We start from the raw sequence: 13624 nt of genomic DNA, 5'->3' as shown, positions 1-13624 counted from the left end.
CACAAGAAGCCGGCATGAGGTCTCATGCCGAGCCGTAAATGGCGGCCTCAGCAGGCCGCCTACTCCAGCTGTCCTTTTTTCAGTCCCGGAATGGACAGTCTGGACTCGGCATAGTCCAAGAGAAGGGAAATAACAGTGACCGCAGCCAGATAGATCATGGCTGCGGCAAAAAAGGTGGGGAAGATCTTAAAGGTCTTGTACCCGATCATTTTGGAGACCCCGAGCAGCTCTTCTACACCAATGGTAAAGGAGAGGCTGGCGAACTTCAGTATGCCGATGCACTCATTGGACCAGGGAGCGATAACAACCCGTATCGCCTGAGGAACCACAATCAAACGCACAATCTGTATCCGGGTCATGCCCAGGGACTCGGCGGCCAGGATCTGCTCCCCCCGCACGGTTTCAATGGCTCCGCGGAAGTACTGGGCCTGATATCCGGAGGAGTTCATGGTCAAGGCCACGGCAGCCGCCGGAAACGAGGGCAGATCAATACCGATGCTCGGAAGCCCGAAATAGATCAAAAAGAGCTGGACCAGCAGCGGGGTACCCCGAAAAAATTCCGAATATGCAATGCAGGCCAGGGAAAGCGGCTTGGTCCCGTAGACCTGGCCGAAAGCCAAAAGCAGGCCGAATACGATTCCCAATCCAACGGCGATGACCCACAGCTCGAGGGTGACCACAAAGGCCTGCAGCAGCTGGGGGAGAATGCTTATTATATAATCCATAACCCCTTACTGCTCATCTATCTTGTGCAGAAACTGCCTGGTCCGGTCATGGATTGGATCGGAAAACTGCTCCGGCGGTCCTTGTTCGATAATCTTTCCCTGTTCAATAAAGATAATCTCGTTGGACACCGCTTGGGCAAAGCTCATCTCGTGGGTGACGATAAGCATGGTCATTCCTTCCTGGGCCAGATCCTTCATGATCCGCAGAACCTCCCCGATCAGTTCAGGATCCAGGGCCGATGTCGGCTCATCAAAAAGGATCAGCTTGGGCTTCATCCCCAGGGCCCGGGCAATGCCCAGCCGCTGCTTTTGTCCTCCAGACAGCTCGGCCGGATAGGTATGCATCTTGTCCTGGAGACCGACCTTGGCCAGAAGGCGCTCGGCATCTTCCCTGGCCTGTTTGCGCGGGACGCCCTTTACCGTCCTCGGGCCCAGGGTCACATTGTCCAGGGCGCTCAAATGAGCGAACAGGTTGAAATGCTGGAACACAAACCCAATATTCTGGCGGCAGACGTTTTTGTTTGCATGTTTGATCAACACCCCATCCAGAAAGATCTGGCCCTTTTCGTAGGGGGTGAGGAGATTTATGCACTGCAAGAGGGTACTCTTGCCACCGCCTGAAGATCCTATCAGCACCTTCACTTCATTGGCAAAAAGCTGAAATGAGATTCCGTCCAGAACCTTGCCCTGTCCCTTGTAGCTCTTTTCTAGATCCTGGACCAGCAAAAGGGGGTGCCCGCTGTTCATGAAAAACCTTTTGTCGTCACGCCGGGTATGGCCAGTTTGAACTCCAGATAGCGCAAAAACTTGTTTCCACTGGCAGTGATGATCAGGTAAAACAAAGCAACAGTCAAAAATATGGGGATGGCGACCCCGGTTCGGTCCACAATCATCTTGGCCCTGGTCATCATTTCCACCACGCCCAGGACATAGACCAGGGAAGAATCCTTGACCATGGTCGACCATTCATTGGACCAGGCAGGGATTGCCCGTCGCAGGGCCTGGGGCAGGACCACTTTGCGGATGACCTTTAGCTTGCCCATGCCCAGGGATTCCGCAGCATCGATCTGATCTTTGCCCACCGACTGTATAGAACCGCGAAAGATCTGTGATTGGTAGGCTGAACTGCGGATACTCAGGGCCAGCACCCCGGAGATGAAGGCATTGAGCTCAATCCCGATATACGGAGCGCCAAAGTAGATCAGGAAGATGGAGAACATGACCGGAATCCCGCGGATGATCCGCTCGTACACGAACATGAGCACGGCCAGGGGACGCCAGCTGTAGACCTGAATGGAGGCAATCGGAATACTCATCACAAAGCCGGCGCTTAAGGTAATGAAGATGATCTCCAGGGTGAGGGTGAGCCCGCTCAGTATGGTCGGTATGCTCTCCCAGGTCACAGTGGCTGTGGTCAAGAATTCCTGAATGGTCATGACTCCTACAAAGCATTGTATCCCGGCAGCGTCCCGCAGGTCCGCCCAGCTGCTGAGACGAAACCGGAACGAAAACGAACGGGTGGGGCCCCATCCTGCACTCGCCTTCTGGGTGATTGTGCGTACCCTGCGCAGTCAACGCAAGTGCAGGCGGGGGGCGGGTGACGTACTGGATCAGATCTCTATTCCTCTTCCGCTCCGGCCTGGGGAATGGTCGGCGGGACCCCCCACTTGGAGTAGATCTCGGAGAGCTTGCCGGACTCTATCATTTTGTTCAGCCCGGAATTCAGGATGGGCAGCAGACCTTTTGGATCGCCTTCCGGAACGGCAAAGGCATAGTATTCATTGCTGGCCACTGTGCCCACAATCTTTAAGGGCATATCCTGCACATAGCTCTCTGCGGTGGGCGCATCCACGAACACGGAATCGATCTTGCCCTGAATCACTGCCTGTAGGGCAGCCACATAGCTGTCGTAGATCTTGAGTTTGGTGTCAAAGCCTTGGTCCACAAGATTCTCTTGGACCCAGTCCGCACCAGTGGTTCCGCTGTTGGCCGAGGTCACCGCACCATGGGTCAGGGCCGTGACCGGGTTGAGATCAGACTCTTGGTGGACAACAATGGCGAAATCGACGCGATAGATAGGACGAGTGAAGTCCATGACCTTTTTGCGTTCCTCAGTTATGGACATCCCGCCGAACATGCCGTCCACTCTGCCTTGGGCCGTGCTGGCTATGCAGGCATCCCAGGGCATGTTCTGAACCTCTATGCGTACATCCTCCGAGGCTTCGATGGCCTTGAGCATATCGATCTCAACGCCCACGAACTGACCGTCCTCATTCATGAACTCCCAGGGCTTATACGCCGCATGGGTGGCCATTTTAAAGCTCTTTTGTTCCGCCTTGGCCTGCGAAGGCAGCCCGACAAAGGCCAATACCGCGACTGCCAGCATGAAAACTCCGGTCCATTTTCTCATCATGTGCAAACCTCCTGATAATGAAAGATGTGTACTCTGCATTGCATTTTAGACCAACCGACATGCCTGCCAAGGCGCAGGCACGCTTACGCTAACCAAGCATACAAACGATTTCGATACCGATACCGACTGGGAGTGGCTGCCCAATCTGATCCTGATAACTATTAACCAATAACTCATAACAGTTTTTCATACCAAGGAGGCCAACCGCGCATAGACAGGCGAGAGGGTCTTGCCCACCTCCCCTTTCTTGGGGATGAGGAACACAAAACACTTGTTCTGCTCCGGAACCAGGGCCAAATGCCGTATGCCTCGAGGATGAGGATTGTGGGTTATGAAATCCATGAGCTTCTGTCGCATCTGCTCCGACTCGAAGAACAGATCGAAATCCATCCCCTCCCATTCTACGCTTTCCACAGACAGCTTGTGCTTGTTGGTGATCTTTGTCCCGGAAAATCTGGCGTATTCCTTTTCCAAAAGATGAGCTTCCTCACCCGGCCTTTTCTTGAGGTACAGCTCCACAAACAGCCGATCATATTTGCGGATCAGCTTTGATATGGGCAGATAAAGCAGCGAGTGCCTGGGCAGCATGGTGATGGTGGCATCCACTCTGGACAGCCGGGCTTTTTTGCTTTTGATCAACAGATTGGCGTGGTAGCCTATGGCTCCTCCGATATTGGTAAACTGCTGGTCATCGGGCTTGAAAACCCGGACCAAGTCCTCAAAGGCGCTGGCAGAAAGCTCTTTATTCTGTCGTTTTCCCCGGAAATATCCCCAGGTCAAAACCAGAGAAAAGGCCACAAAGAGAATAAAGATTGGCTGGTATATGATCACGTCGTTGTCAGGCATAGGGGGATGTCATGTTTTGGTTTCAAGCAATTCATAAGCAGTTACCAGTCTTCCGGCAGGATTCGTTCCCCAAGATCGTCCATCCCAGCCTTGTTTCCCATATCCTCCAGATTCGGGTTCAATCCAATCCGCCGCAGTTCGACCCCTGGCGCACGAGCCTGCATCTTGGCTTCAACTGTTTGGGCCTGATCAATATGCTCAGTTCGTACCTTGTTGTCGATAAGCAGCCTCAGGGGCAGCCCCAATTCCTCTAACCCGTCTATCAATCGTTCCGACTCTCTGCAGGAGAGCATATCCGGATTAAAGACCACTACTACATGACAGTCATTGCCCCGCAATCTGGTGTCTAGATCCTGATAGGTCTCCTTCAGGGTCCACAATCTGCGCAAAATATCATCATCCTTTTCTTCATAGGCCAAAACGGTCTCTTCTGAGCTGATGGGCCCTTTGATCCTGTGGATAGTGTATCGCTTTTCCAAAATCCGCCGCCTGATGTCGATCAGCCGATCAATCCAGGTCATGCTTATCCGGGGCAGGGCCAAGAACCTCAGGGTCAGGCCGGTGGGAGGGGTATCGAAAATGATGTAGTCAAAGGATGTCTCATTGTTGATGGTTCCCGCGATGCTGGACAGCAGGGCATATTCCTCGATTCCCGGAGAGTACTTCAGGGTGGAGAAATAGCTGTCCAGGTTCAAGGTCTTGAGATAACTGTAGGTGGAGGTCAGGGTCGTGATCTCTTTGCGCAGGTATTCCCGGGACAGCTTGTGCAGGTCAACTTCCTGCAGAAACAGGGAATCCGTCAGCCTGTCCTTCCCTCCAGTCGCCTGGACCCCGAAGATATCCCCCAGGTTGTGGGCCGGATCCAGGGAAACGATCAGGACCCGAGCCTTCTGAGCCAGCTGCCGGGCAGCAGCGGCAGCCGTGGTCGACTTGCCCACCCCTCCCTTGCCGGCAAAAAAGAAGATCTTCATCTAATCGATCCCTAGCGTGCCGCACAGTTCAGCGAGCATGTCCCCGGAATCCCTGGCCCTGCACTGCAGCAGCTCCAGCTCCCGGTCCATGTACGGAAGCAGCTCCACCGCCAGAAAAGAGGGTGGAGCCGGCAATCCGACAAACGACCCCACCACCAGGAGAGCAAAGATATTCTCCAGCTCCCGGCACTCCACTTCGGTCAGAGAAGCCGCCTGTTCCCGGTGAGCGGCATCTATACCCTTGAGCATCTCGCGAACAGCTTGAAATATCCTGGGCGGCATACAACCTGCTTAAAAACGGAACATGCTGTACTTTTTGGTATAATAGCTTTCCAAAAAGCCGATCTGACTCTGTAGATACTCATAGTGCCCGTGTTCCCAATCAGCCAGCTTGAGAAACAACTCTTTGATTCCCTCTTCTTGTGCCTGGTCAGCCATCTCTCTATAGAACTTCTCCGACTCCAGCTCCAGCTTGACCCCGATGGACAAGGCGGACATATCAAAGTCGCTGACTTTCTCCTTGAATTCCCGGGTAAAGATCGGACTTTCTGCATCTTCAAATCGAGCCGGGGCCTCAAACTGGGGCATGGTCAGCTCTTTGGCCCGGGCCAAGTCTTCAGCCATTCGGACCAAGGCGTCGTAATGCTTTTGTTCCTCATCTGCCAGCATTTGAAACACCTGTTTGGCCTTGCTGTCCGCCGTCTTTTCCGCAGCAGCGGTATACAGTTCCCGACCCTCTATCTCACCCTTCATTGCGGTTTGCAACGCTGTTTGAAGATCCATAAGCCCCCCTTGACCCCTCAGTTTCACTGCTCATGATAATGTTCAAACCAGATGAGGGCAGGCATTGCGCGAAGACGCGCAGCACTGCCCCTCCAACGAGGTTCCCGGTTGTCCGCCAAATTCACAAAGCATGCCAAGTCTTGACTCAGTTACCAACCTCCTCCCCTCTCATCTCTGGCTTTTATCTTCTGCCCACCGTTCTCTCTCTTCCCTCCCTCTCTCTCTCAGTCACTCAGTCTTCCGACCTCTGACCTCTGACCTCTGATCTCCGATTTCCGACCTCCGATCTCCGACCTCTGACCTCTGATCTCTGATCTCCGACCTCCGACCTCTGATCTCTGATCTCCGACCTCCGACCTCTGACCTCTGATCTCCGACCTCCGATTTCCGATCTCCGACCTCCGATCTCCGATTTCCGACCTCCGACCTCCGACCTCCGACTTCCGACCTCCGACCTCCGATCTCCGACCTCAGTCTTCACTCACCTTATACGCCTTGGATTTCACGAAATCCCAGATGAACATGAGGTTTAGGACCAGCATAATGCACAGGATGACCATGACCGTCCAGCCTGTAAGCGGCTTGTTGGCGATGGCTCCGGGCTGGACCATGATGACAAACCATACGATGGCAGCCGTCACCGTGACCCAGAGTATCCAGGCCGGAATAACCGCTGAATTGGCAAAATTGGACTTAAGCTTCTTGGCCACATAGGCCGCACCGGCCATAAGGGCGATGGATGCAATCAGCTGATTGGCCGCCCCGAAGGATCCCCATATGACCAGCCAGTTGCCGCTGGCAGCCAGCCAGATCCCGATGGCCGCTGGAATAACCGAGGCCACCCAGGGATTGGTCAGCAGGGAGTACAGCCCTTCCGCCTTGTCCTTGAGGGGCAGGGCCATCTCGGACAGACAATAGCGGGCCAGGCGGTTGGTGGTGTCCAGAGTGGTCATGGCAAATGATGCCACCCACATGCCGGCCACGATTTTGACGATCTTTGTGGGCAGAAATGCCAGCCAGGTGGCATTGACCATGTCGGCGTAGGATTGAACGAAGAGATTGGCCTTGGACAGTCCCACAGAGGCCGAAGCCTTGGTGAACATGGCCCCCCAGTTGTCCGCATTCAGGGTTTCGGCGTCCACCCCGGCATTTTTCAGGGCGGTATACCCGAACCCGGCGATGGCCACAATGACGATAGTGGACAAAAATCCCTCGGTGAACATGGCCCCGTACCCGATAAACAGGGCGTCGCTCTCCTTGGCCAGCTGCTTTGAAGTTGTCCCCGAAGCGACCAGGGAATGGAAGCCGGACAGGGACCCGCAGGCGATCACCAAGGGGATTGCCGGCCAGAACGGCGTTGGCTTGCCCCCAAGAAGGACCGGGGAAAAAGATGAAAAGGCAGGGACTTCAAACCCCTTGAAGGCAAAGACCGCCCCCAGGAATCCCAAGGCCAGACCGGCGTAGAGCAGCCATGAGTTCAGATAGTCTCTGGGCTGGAGCAGGATATTGACCGGGATGGAAGCGGCTATGATGATGTAGAAAAAGAAGATCCACATCCAGGACGTATAGCTCAAGGCGATGCCCTGCAGGGATCCGAGCCAGATGGCGGCGATGAGCATAGCAATGCCCACGACAGTTGCCAGGAGAAAGTTCATTCTGATCCGGTACATCAAAACCCCGAGGATCAGGGCGGCAACTATCTTGAGCACATAAGTGGAGGCGATCTCAGGCGTTTTGACGAACATCCCTCCGACAATGGCGGCAAAGGCGGCCACAACCAGTATGAGCAGAAAGAAGACCAGCCAGTAGAAACCGCGCCCGGTCTTTTTGCCCAGAAGGTCCGAGGCCACAAACTGAATGGACTTGCCGTCGTAGCGGGTGGAGGCCATCAAAGCCAGATAATCGTGGACCGCGCCGATAAAAATATTGCCGAACCAGACCCAGAGCAGTCCCGGCACCCACCCCCAGCAGATGGCCAGGGCCGGGCCAATGATCGGGGCGGCTCCGGCTATGGAGGCGAAATGGTGTCCAAACAGGACTTCTCTCCGGGCAGGGATAAAGTCCACCCCGTCGTAAATGCGTTTGGACGGGGCTTCTGTCTCATCCGTAGCCTTGACCACCTCACGTTCCAGTTTCTTGCCGTAGGTGAAATAAAAAAAGATGTAGAGCAAAAAACCAAGCACAATGATCACGGTCGTCATCGTTCCCCCCCTTTGCACGTAGGTTGGCAGTTCCTTGCCTCAGACCGACCTCGTATCACCCCCTTATCATGTAAATGTTATTGGCTTTTCGACACAGAAAGTGGAATTGCATACATAAGAGTTTGTCGTCTCTTCTGTGTGCCGTAAGCGGCAGGCCCGCACATTTTCTTGGCCCCGTCACCCGGCACTCACATGCATGATAAGCTTTCGTATGAAAAACTGTTATGAGTTAATAGCTGGTATAATCCAAATCGAAATCGGGATCGCTATCGAAATCGAAAGAATATGTCATTCGGTGCAGCAGGAACCCTCAGTTTATGGATATCGATCCCGATCCCGATAGCGATTACGAAACCGAAGAAAGAAAATCACAACAATGGGTAACCACTTTCAATCGGTATCGAAATCGTTTGTATGCTTCGTTAGCGCAAGCGTGCCTGCGCCTTGGCAGGCATGTGGCTTAGAAAATACCGGGCCGAAAGTGGGCTCACAGAAGAGATGGCAAACTCCAAAAATCCACAGGCTACGTTAAAGAACCACGTTATTCCAATGTGCTACACTGGCAATTTCAAAACCACGCGTCATTCGACCTTCAAGCTTCCCCGCCATTCATCCCAGGAAGAAATTTCCAGCTCCTCGGTCAGGGTCTGCAGCTCATCCACGAGCCGAAAGCTCATATCCGGACGGAGGAAGTTGGCCGAACCGATTTGCACCGCCTGGGCCCCGACCAGAATAAACTCCAGTATATCCCTTGCCGAGGATATGCCCCCCAGCCCGATGACCGGAATGCTCACTTCCTGGCAGACCTGGTACACCTGGTGCAGGGCCACCGGCTTGATAGCCGGGCCGGACAACCCACCGTGAATATTGGCCAGCTTCGGACGTCTGGTAGAGATATCTACAGCCATACCGCTAAGCGTATTGATCAGCGAGATGACATCTGCGCCCGCATCCTGCACAGCCACAGCCATGGCCCGGATATCGGTCACATTCGGGGTCAGCTTGACCATGACCGGCTTTGCTCCACTCACGTCCTTCACCGCCCGGCACACAGCTGCCGCCTGTCCCGGGTCCTGGCCAAAAGCCGTTCCCCCTTTGGCCACGTTGGGGCAGGAGACATTGACCTCCAGGCCTGCAATTTCCTCGAACTGGGCCAGGTACGCGCCCAGTTCGGCAAATTCGTCCCTGCTTTGGGCATACAGATTGGCGATGATCGGGGTCTCTTTCCACGGCAGCCCGGGGAGCTTATCCTGCACAAAGCTTGAAGCTCCTATGTTCTGCAGCCCGATGGCGTTGAGCAGTCCGCAGGGGGTTTCCACGATCCGAGGCCCGGGGTTCCCGGAACGGGGTTCAAGGGAGAGCCCCTTGACCACCAAGCCTCCAAGCTTGCGCAGTTCTCCGTACGGGGCATACTCCAGGCCGTAGCCGAAAGTGCCGGAAGCGGTCATAATCGGATTGGACAGCTCCAGTCCGGCCAGATTGCAATGTAGATCCTTCATTGGCGTTCCCGTTGTCTGGTCATATATATTGGCTGCTGTCGATCAGCACAGCATGGCTCTGATAGCCGTTTAGCCCCCCGGCTTGCGGGGCCAAGTTCAAGTCATATCTCCACCGGGCCCAGACCCGGCTGCATTACTAATAAGAGCGAAATGTTCTTTCCATTGCGCTCCCATTACATGAGATTCAGCTCAATTTGAGGGCAAAACAATCTCCGCAGCGTTGAACACCGGGCCCTCGACACAGGCCTGCTTTTGGCCCCCGTCCCTGGTGTGCACAACGCATCCCAGGCAGGCTCCGACCCCGCAGACCATGGTCGTTTCCAGAGAGAGCTGGCAGCTGGCCTCATTTTCCATGACCAGCTCCTGAACCTCTTTGAGGAATGGAACCGGACCGCAGGCCAGAATGGTCCCGTCCCGGGAATAGCCGTCGATCTTTACCTTCAAGGCCTTATGCAGCTTTTTCAAGTCCTTGGCTATCTTATCCTGGAGATTCCAGACCAGGATCGTATCTGCAATTTCCTGGTAGGGATAATTTTTTAGATCGTGGCGGTGTCCGAAAAGAAGTTCCAGATTTCCCGGCTTGGGATGGCTGCGGATGAGGCCCAGAAAGGGGATGACCCCCATGCCGCCGGCCAGAAGAAGGGTCGGTGTCTTCGGATCATAGGCAAAGCCCCGCCCCAGGGGCCCCCAGACGGTCACCGGGTCTTTTGGCTTCAGGGCCGTCATCTGCCGGGTGGCCTTGCCCACTACTTGATAATGGATATGCAGACCTTCCGAGTTCAAATCTGCAATGGAGAACGGCCGAGAGCTGAAGGGATCCAAGGTCCAGGTCTGAGGCCGGAGCATGACAAATTGGCCCGGTGTCCAGTCCCAGTCCGGGGGCTCCAGAACCACGTGGTGGAAGAGTTCCTGGTCTGGAGAGGAGGTGCTGAGAACTGACAGAGTCTGACACGATGGTTGCTGGCGCGGCTTCATTATGTTCCCTCCAAAAACTGTCTGGCCATTGCCCGGCCCTGATCCCCGCCTCCGGCCATACGGGAGAGTTCCTGTTCCACCTCCCGGCCCTGGAGCCTGGTACAAAAAGTAAACGTCTGTTCTTCTTCAATTTCCTTGTATACCTTGAAGTGACATTCGGCCAGGGAAGCGAGTTGGGGCCAATGCGAAATGAGTATGACTTGATGATGGCGGGCCAATTCTTGGATCCGCCGTCCGACTTGCCCCAGGATAAGCCCTCCAATCCCTGCATCCACCTCGTCAAAAAGCAGAGTGGGGAACTCGTCCCCAGCTGTCAGCCCGACCAGGGCCAGCAGGAATCTGGACAGCTCTCCGCCGGAGGCGATTTGATCCAAAGGCTGGGGAGGCTGTCCGGGATTGGGGACCCAGAGCAGACGCCCCTGAATCTCTTCGATTCCAGGGGCCAGCTCGACAGTGGAAAAATCAAATCTGACCTGGACGTCAGAGGAAAAACCCAGCTGCTGCAGCTCATTCTGGAGGCAAGAGCACAGCTTGTCGGCATTACTCCGGCGTGCAGCATTGACTTCATCAATAATATCGGCCAATTGAGAATGGACTTGCTTCAGTTCCCTGTCGATCTGACTGAGCTCCAAATGGCAGGTATCCAGAAAAGACAGGTTGTCCTCAATCTCCCGGTCCAGGTCCAGAAGCTGCTCCAGAGTCCTGTTCATCCGCCGCTGCAGCTGACTGAGCTGCCATAATCTGGATTCAATCTCTTCCAGCTCCCGCTCGCTTTCCTGTCCGCCCGGACCCTGCTTCAGACTGGAGCCGAAATCCATCAACACCTGGCGAACGTCTTCAAGCTGCTGGTCAAAAGGTGTATACTCCCCATCCAGGGAAGCCAAGGTCCGGACTTCCCGCTGCAGATCATGGATACGGTCCACCAGAGCCCCCTGGTCTCCGTACAGGAGATCCAGACAGCTGTTGACTGCTGTTTGGGCCTGCGCCTGGTCCCTCAGGACTTGTTTGCGGTTTTCCAGCTCGTCCATCTCCCCAGGCTTGGGATCAACCTTGCGGATTTCATGTTGCTGGTACTCCAAAAACTCCCGTTTGCTCTCCAGTTCCTGAGTCTTTTCCACAAGGTCCTGTTCTCTGGAGCGCAGCTCCTTGAGCCGAGCAACAAGCTCCTCCCGTTTGCGGCGCAGTTCCTGGGGCAGGTATGTATCCAAAAGCTGCTGGTGATAGGACGGCCTGAGCAGACGCTGCTGAGCATGCTGACTGGTGTGAATGATCAGGCGGGGCCGCATCTGACGCACCTTGTCTTGAGAACTCAACCTGTCGTTGACATAGACGCGGCTGCGCCCGGTTTCAGCCGTTAGCTCCCGGCGCAGAAGGGTCTCGCCCTCCGGAAGCTGAAACACAGCTTCCACCAAGGCCTTTTCCCGACCGGAACGGATCATGCCGGGGCCCAATTTTTCGCCAAGGATGAAATCCAAGGCCCGAAGGATGAAGGATTTTCCTGCTCCGCTCTCTCCAGTCAGGACATTGAGCCCCGGAGCAAACTCCATTTCCAGGTCCTCTATTAGGGCCAGGTTCTGTATACGCAAAAATTCCAGCATGATGAATCTGCTCCTTGCCAATGCAAAGCAGCGTAGCATCTTTTTGGATATTCATCCAGGGACTGACCCAATATTTTGTGAATTTTGGTACAAACAATATCCAGCCCGAGGCTGAAACTCTCTGTTGACAAAAGGGAAAAGATATGATTTGTTTCTTTCTTCGCATGGGGCTGTAGCTCAGTTGGGAGAGCACCTGAATGGCATTCAGGGGGTCAGGGGTTCAAGTCCCCTCAGCTCCACCAAAGAAAATCAAGGGGTTAGGTCGACAAGACCTAGCCCCTTTTTTATTTAAACCCTATCAATATACCCCTCAGATACCCATCAGCTTCCCTTAACATTATTCTCATAATGTTTGTATGAAAAACTGTTATTAGTTATCTGGATCCGATTGGGCAGCCACTCCTAGTCGGTATCGGTATCGGTATCGAAATCGTTTGTATGCTTCGTTAGCGTAAGCGTGCCTGCGCCTTGGCAGGCATGTGGGTTAGTCAATTGCCGCTGCATAAGTAATTTATGCTGGGCAGTCAGATGAGAATACCGGTCAGTCATTCCGATATCCGCATGCCCAATCATTTCCTTTACATCCTTCAGATCGGCACCTGAAAGAACGAGGTTTGAGCAGAATGTGTGCCGCAGATCGTGAAGGGGGGGGAGGAACCCCCAATGGGATTCACTCGGGCCTGCCCCGCCTGCCCTATGAAATACACGTAGTGTCGGCTCTGCCGATTTCATTGGGGTAGCTCAGCCTTGTGATGGTACTGGGGTAGCTCCGGAGATGGTACTGGGGTGGGCAAAAACCTCTTCAAAAGTCCTTGACAAAAACCCGACCCCTGACCTAAATGTTCAGCCGTGAACTTGGATATAAGCTCAAAGCTCAAAGCTCAAAGCTCGAAGCTCAAAGCTCAAAGCTCGAAGCTCAAAGCTCAAAGCTCAAAGCTCGAAGCTCGAAGCTCAAAGCTCGAAGCTCAAAGCTCAAAGCGAATCAGACCAAAATCATCGGCATTTCTAATAGAGATGAGCATCCCCATGTGTCAGGCAAAGAAAGGGTAGAAATGGATTTTGGATTTGAGAATCTGGATGTATGGACCAGATCAGTTGATTTTGCCGTCAAAGTAATTGAGCTTATTGAATCCCTTGATACTCCCAGGAAACATTACAGACTGTTGGAACAAATTGAGGCTTCGTCAACATCCATTGGGATGAATTTGGCTGAAGGTAAGGGCCGATTTTCCAAAAAAGAGTTTATTCAATACTGCTATATTGCCCGAGGATCATTGTATGAAACAATGACCCTCCTTGAAATATTTAGACGGAAGAGATGGATTGCTGATAAAGATTTTGATGCGCTCAAATCAGAGGGCTTGCAAATAGCGTCTATGATCAAAGGCCTGATTAATTCTCTTTATACATCTATGAATAATAAGTAACTTCTTCAGGATTCGAGCTTCTTTACTTCTTTGATTTTCTTTGAACTTTCAGCTTTGAGCTTCTTTCTTTCTGCGGTTTGCTTTCAGCTTCTTTTCTTCTGCGGCTTACTTTGAACTTTCAGCTTTTATCTTTTTTCTTAATCTCTTTCAGCTTTGAGCTTTCAGCTTTCAGCTTTTATCTTTTTT

Annotated in this window: 15 protein-coding genes and 1 tRNA gene; 3 read left to right on the top strand and 13 right to left on the bottom strand. The window is 53.6% G+C overall.

The features are described 5' to 3' along the window. Positions 1 to 59: 59 nt before the first annotated feature. From N902_RS0106230 to N902_RS0106190, 9 genes are all read right to left on the bottom strand, one after another. On the bottom strand, positions 60 to 725 hold the full coding sequence (locus N902_RS0106230; RefSeq protein ID WP_027370233.1) for an amino acid ABC transporter permease: 666 nt from the start codon (positions 723 to 725) through the stop codon (positions 60 to 62). A gap of 6 nt (positions 726 to 731) precedes the next feature. After that, on the bottom strand, positions 732 to 1472 hold the full coding sequence (locus tag N902_RS0106225; RefSeq protein ID WP_027370232.1) for an amino acid ABC transporter ATP-binding protein: 741 nt from the start codon (positions 1470 to 1472) through the stop codon (positions 732 to 734). Beyond that, the gene (locus N902_RS0106220) at positions 1469 to 2161 is read right to left on the bottom strand and encodes an amino acid ABC transporter permease (RefSeq protein WP_034621994.1); all 693 of its coding nucleotides are present in this window, start codon (positions 2159 to 2161) and stop codon (positions 1469 to 1471) included. The genes N902_RS0106225 and N902_RS0106220 overlap by 4 nt, the downstream gene beginning before the upstream one ends. Positions 2162 to 2343: 182 nt before the next feature. Further along, the gene (locus tag N902_RS0106215) at positions 2344 to 3138 is read right to left on the bottom strand and encodes an ABC transporter substrate-binding protein (protein WP_027370230.1); all 795 of its coding nucleotides are present in this window, start codon (positions 3136 to 3138) and stop codon (positions 2344 to 2346) included. Between the two features lie 186 nt (positions 3139 to 3324). After that, a complete protein-coding gene (locus N902_RS0106210) occupies positions 3325 to 3984 on the bottom strand; it encodes a hypothetical protein (protein WP_027370229.1) in 660 nt (219 codons plus the stop codon). A 41-nt stretch (positions 3985 to 4025) separates the two neighbouring features. Next, positions 4026 to 4955 carry an ArsA family ATPase gene (locus tag N902_RS16685; RefSeq protein WP_034621991.1) on the bottom strand — a complete coding sequence of 310 codons (930 nt, stop codon included), beginning with the start codon at positions 4953 to 4955 and terminating at the stop codon, positions 4026 to 4028. Next, positions 4956 to 5237 carry a DUF7990 family protein gene (locus tag N902_RS0106200; RefSeq protein ID WP_027370228.1) on the bottom strand — a complete coding sequence of 94 codons (282 nt, stop codon included), beginning with the start codon at positions 5235 to 5237 and terminating at the stop codon, positions 4956 to 4958. A 9-nt stretch (positions 5238 to 5246) separates the two neighbouring features. Next, complete coding sequence (locus N902_RS18635) at positions 5247 to 5738, bottom strand: ferritin-like domain-containing protein (RefSeq protein ID WP_027370227.1); 492 nt, start codon at positions 5736 to 5738, stop codon at positions 5247 to 5249. A 470-nt stretch (positions 5739 to 6208) separates the two neighbouring features. Next, positions 6209 to 7939: a carbon starvation CstA family protein gene (locus N902_RS0106190; protein WP_027370226.1), complete on the bottom strand. Its 1731-nt coding sequence runs from the start codon at positions 7937 to 7939 to the stop codon at positions 6209 to 6211. A gap of 317 nt (positions 7940 to 8256) precedes the next feature. Between N902_RS0106190 and N902_RS19650 the strand changes: the two genes are divergently transcribed. Then, the gene (locus tag N902_RS19650) at positions 8257 to 8403 is read left to right on the top strand and encodes a hypothetical protein (RefSeq protein WP_153304151.1); all 147 of its coding nucleotides are present in this window, start codon (positions 8257 to 8259) and stop codon (positions 8401 to 8403) included. 117 nt (positions 8404 to 8520) lie between these two features. Here the strand turns inward: N902_RS19650 and N902_RS0106185 are convergent, their stop codons facing one another. The 3 genes from N902_RS0106185 to N902_RS0106175 form a co-directional block, all read right to left on the bottom strand. Further along, positions 8521 to 9438, bottom strand: coding sequence for a dihydroorotate dehydrogenase (locus tag N902_RS0106185; protein WP_027370225.1), 918 nt, complete (start codon positions 9436 to 9438; stop codon positions 8521 to 8523). A 189-nt stretch (positions 9439 to 9627) separates the two neighbouring features. Further along, a complete protein-coding gene (locus N902_RS0106180; protein ID WP_034621988.1) occupies positions 9628 to 10413 on the bottom strand; it encodes an iron-sulfur cluster-binding protein in 786 nt (261 codons plus the stop codon). Continuing rightward, positions 10413 to 12011 (bottom strand): DNA repair protein RecN, encoded by a 1599-nt coding sequence (locus N902_RS0106175; RefSeq protein WP_027370223.1) that lies wholly within the window; start codon positions 12009 to 12011, stop codon positions 10413 to 10415. The genes N902_RS0106180 and N902_RS0106175 overlap by 1 nt, the downstream gene beginning before the upstream one ends. A 166-nt stretch (positions 12012 to 12177) precedes the next feature. Between N902_RS0106175 and N902_RS0106170 the strand changes: the two genes are divergently transcribed. Beyond that, positions 12178 to 12253: transfer RNA gene (locus N902_RS0106170), tRNA-Ala, on the top strand. Positions 12254 to 12413: 160 nt separating this feature from the next. On the opposite strand, the gene N902_RS19125 is transcribed toward N902_RS0106170, so the two are convergent. After that, complete coding sequence (locus tag N902_RS19125) at positions 12414 to 12743, bottom strand: tyrosine-type recombinase/integrase (protein ID WP_084287901.1); 330 nt, start codon at positions 12741 to 12743, stop codon at positions 12414 to 12416. Positions 12744 to 12850: 107 nt separating this feature from the next. On the opposite strand from N902_RS19125, the gene N902_RS20150 reads away from it, so the two are divergent. Beyond that, positions 12851 to 13438, top strand: coding sequence for a four helix bundle protein (locus tag N902_RS20150; RefSeq protein ID WP_208596277.1), 588 nt, complete (start codon positions 12851 to 12853; stop codon positions 13436 to 13438). Positions 13439 to 13624 lie beyond the last annotated feature (186 nt).

This window comes from Desulfovermiculus halophilus DSM 18834, assembly GCF_000620765.1.
Lineage (GTDB): Bacteria > Desulfobacterota > Desulfovibrionia > Desulfovibrionales > Desulfothermaceae > Desulfovermiculus > Desulfovermiculus halophilus.
Note: the sequence above shows the minus strand (reverse complement) of the source record. Positions and strands in the feature narration are given on the sequence as shown.

Excerpts from the sequence above, each read along its gene's own strand:
- N902_RS0106230 (WP_027370233.1), bottom strand. The coding sequence starts at position 725 with ATGGATTATATAATAAGCATTCTCCCCCAGCTGCTGCAGGCCTTTGTG.
- N902_RS0106225 (WP_027370232.1), bottom strand. The coding sequence starts at position 1,472 with ATGAACAGCGGGCACCCCCTTTTGCTGGTCCAGGATCTAGAAAAGAGC.
- N902_RS0106220 (WP_034621994.1), bottom strand. The coding sequence starts at position 2,161 with ATGACCATTCAGGAATTCTTGACCACAGCCACTGTGACCTGGGAGAGC.
- N902_RS0106215 (WP_027370230.1), bottom strand. The coding sequence starts at position 3,138 with ATGATGAGAAAATGGACCGGAGTTTTCATGCTGGCAGTCGCGGTATTG.
- N902_RS0106210 (WP_027370229.1), bottom strand. The coding sequence starts at position 3,984 with ATGCCTGACAACGACGTGATCATATACCAGCCAATCTTTATTCTCTTT.
- N902_RS16685 (WP_034621991.1), bottom strand. The coding sequence starts at position 4,955 with ATGAAGATCTTCTTTTTTGCCGGCAAGGGAGGGGTGGGCAAGTCGACC.
- N902_RS0106200 (WP_027370228.1), bottom strand. The coding sequence starts at position 5,237 with ATGCCGCCCAGGATATTTCAAGCTGTTCGCGAGATGCTCAAGGGTATA.
- N902_RS18635 (WP_027370227.1), bottom strand. The coding sequence starts at position 5,738 with ATGGATCTTCAAACAGCGTTGCAAACCGCAATGAAGGGTGAGATAGAG.
- N902_RS0106190 (WP_027370226.1), bottom strand. The coding sequence starts at position 7,939 with ATGACGACCGTGATCATTGTGCTTGGTTTTTTGCTCTACATCTTTTTT.
- N902_RS19650 (WP_153304151.1), top strand. The coding sequence starts at position 8,257 with ATGGATATCGATCCCGATCCCGATAGCGATTACGAAACCGAAGAAAGA.
- N902_RS0106185 (WP_027370225.1), bottom strand. The coding sequence starts at position 9,438 with ATGAAGGATCTACATTGCAATCTGGCCGGACTGGAGCTGTCCAATCCG.
- N902_RS0106180 (WP_034621988.1), bottom strand. The coding sequence starts at position 10,413 with ATGAAGCCGCGCCAGCAACCATCGTGTCAGACTCTGTCAGTTCTCAGC.
- N902_RS0106175 (WP_027370223.1), bottom strand. The coding sequence starts at position 12,011 with ATGCTGGAATTTTTGCGTATACAGAACCTGGCCCTAATAGAGGACCTG.
- N902_RS19125 (WP_084287901.1), bottom strand. The coding sequence starts at position 12,743 with ATGAAATCGGCAGAGCCGACACTACGTGTATTTCATAGGGCAGGCGGG.
- N902_RS20150 (WP_208596277.1), top strand. The coding sequence starts at position 12,851 with ATGTTCAGCCGTGAACTTGGATATAAGCTCAAAGCTCAAAGCTCAAAG.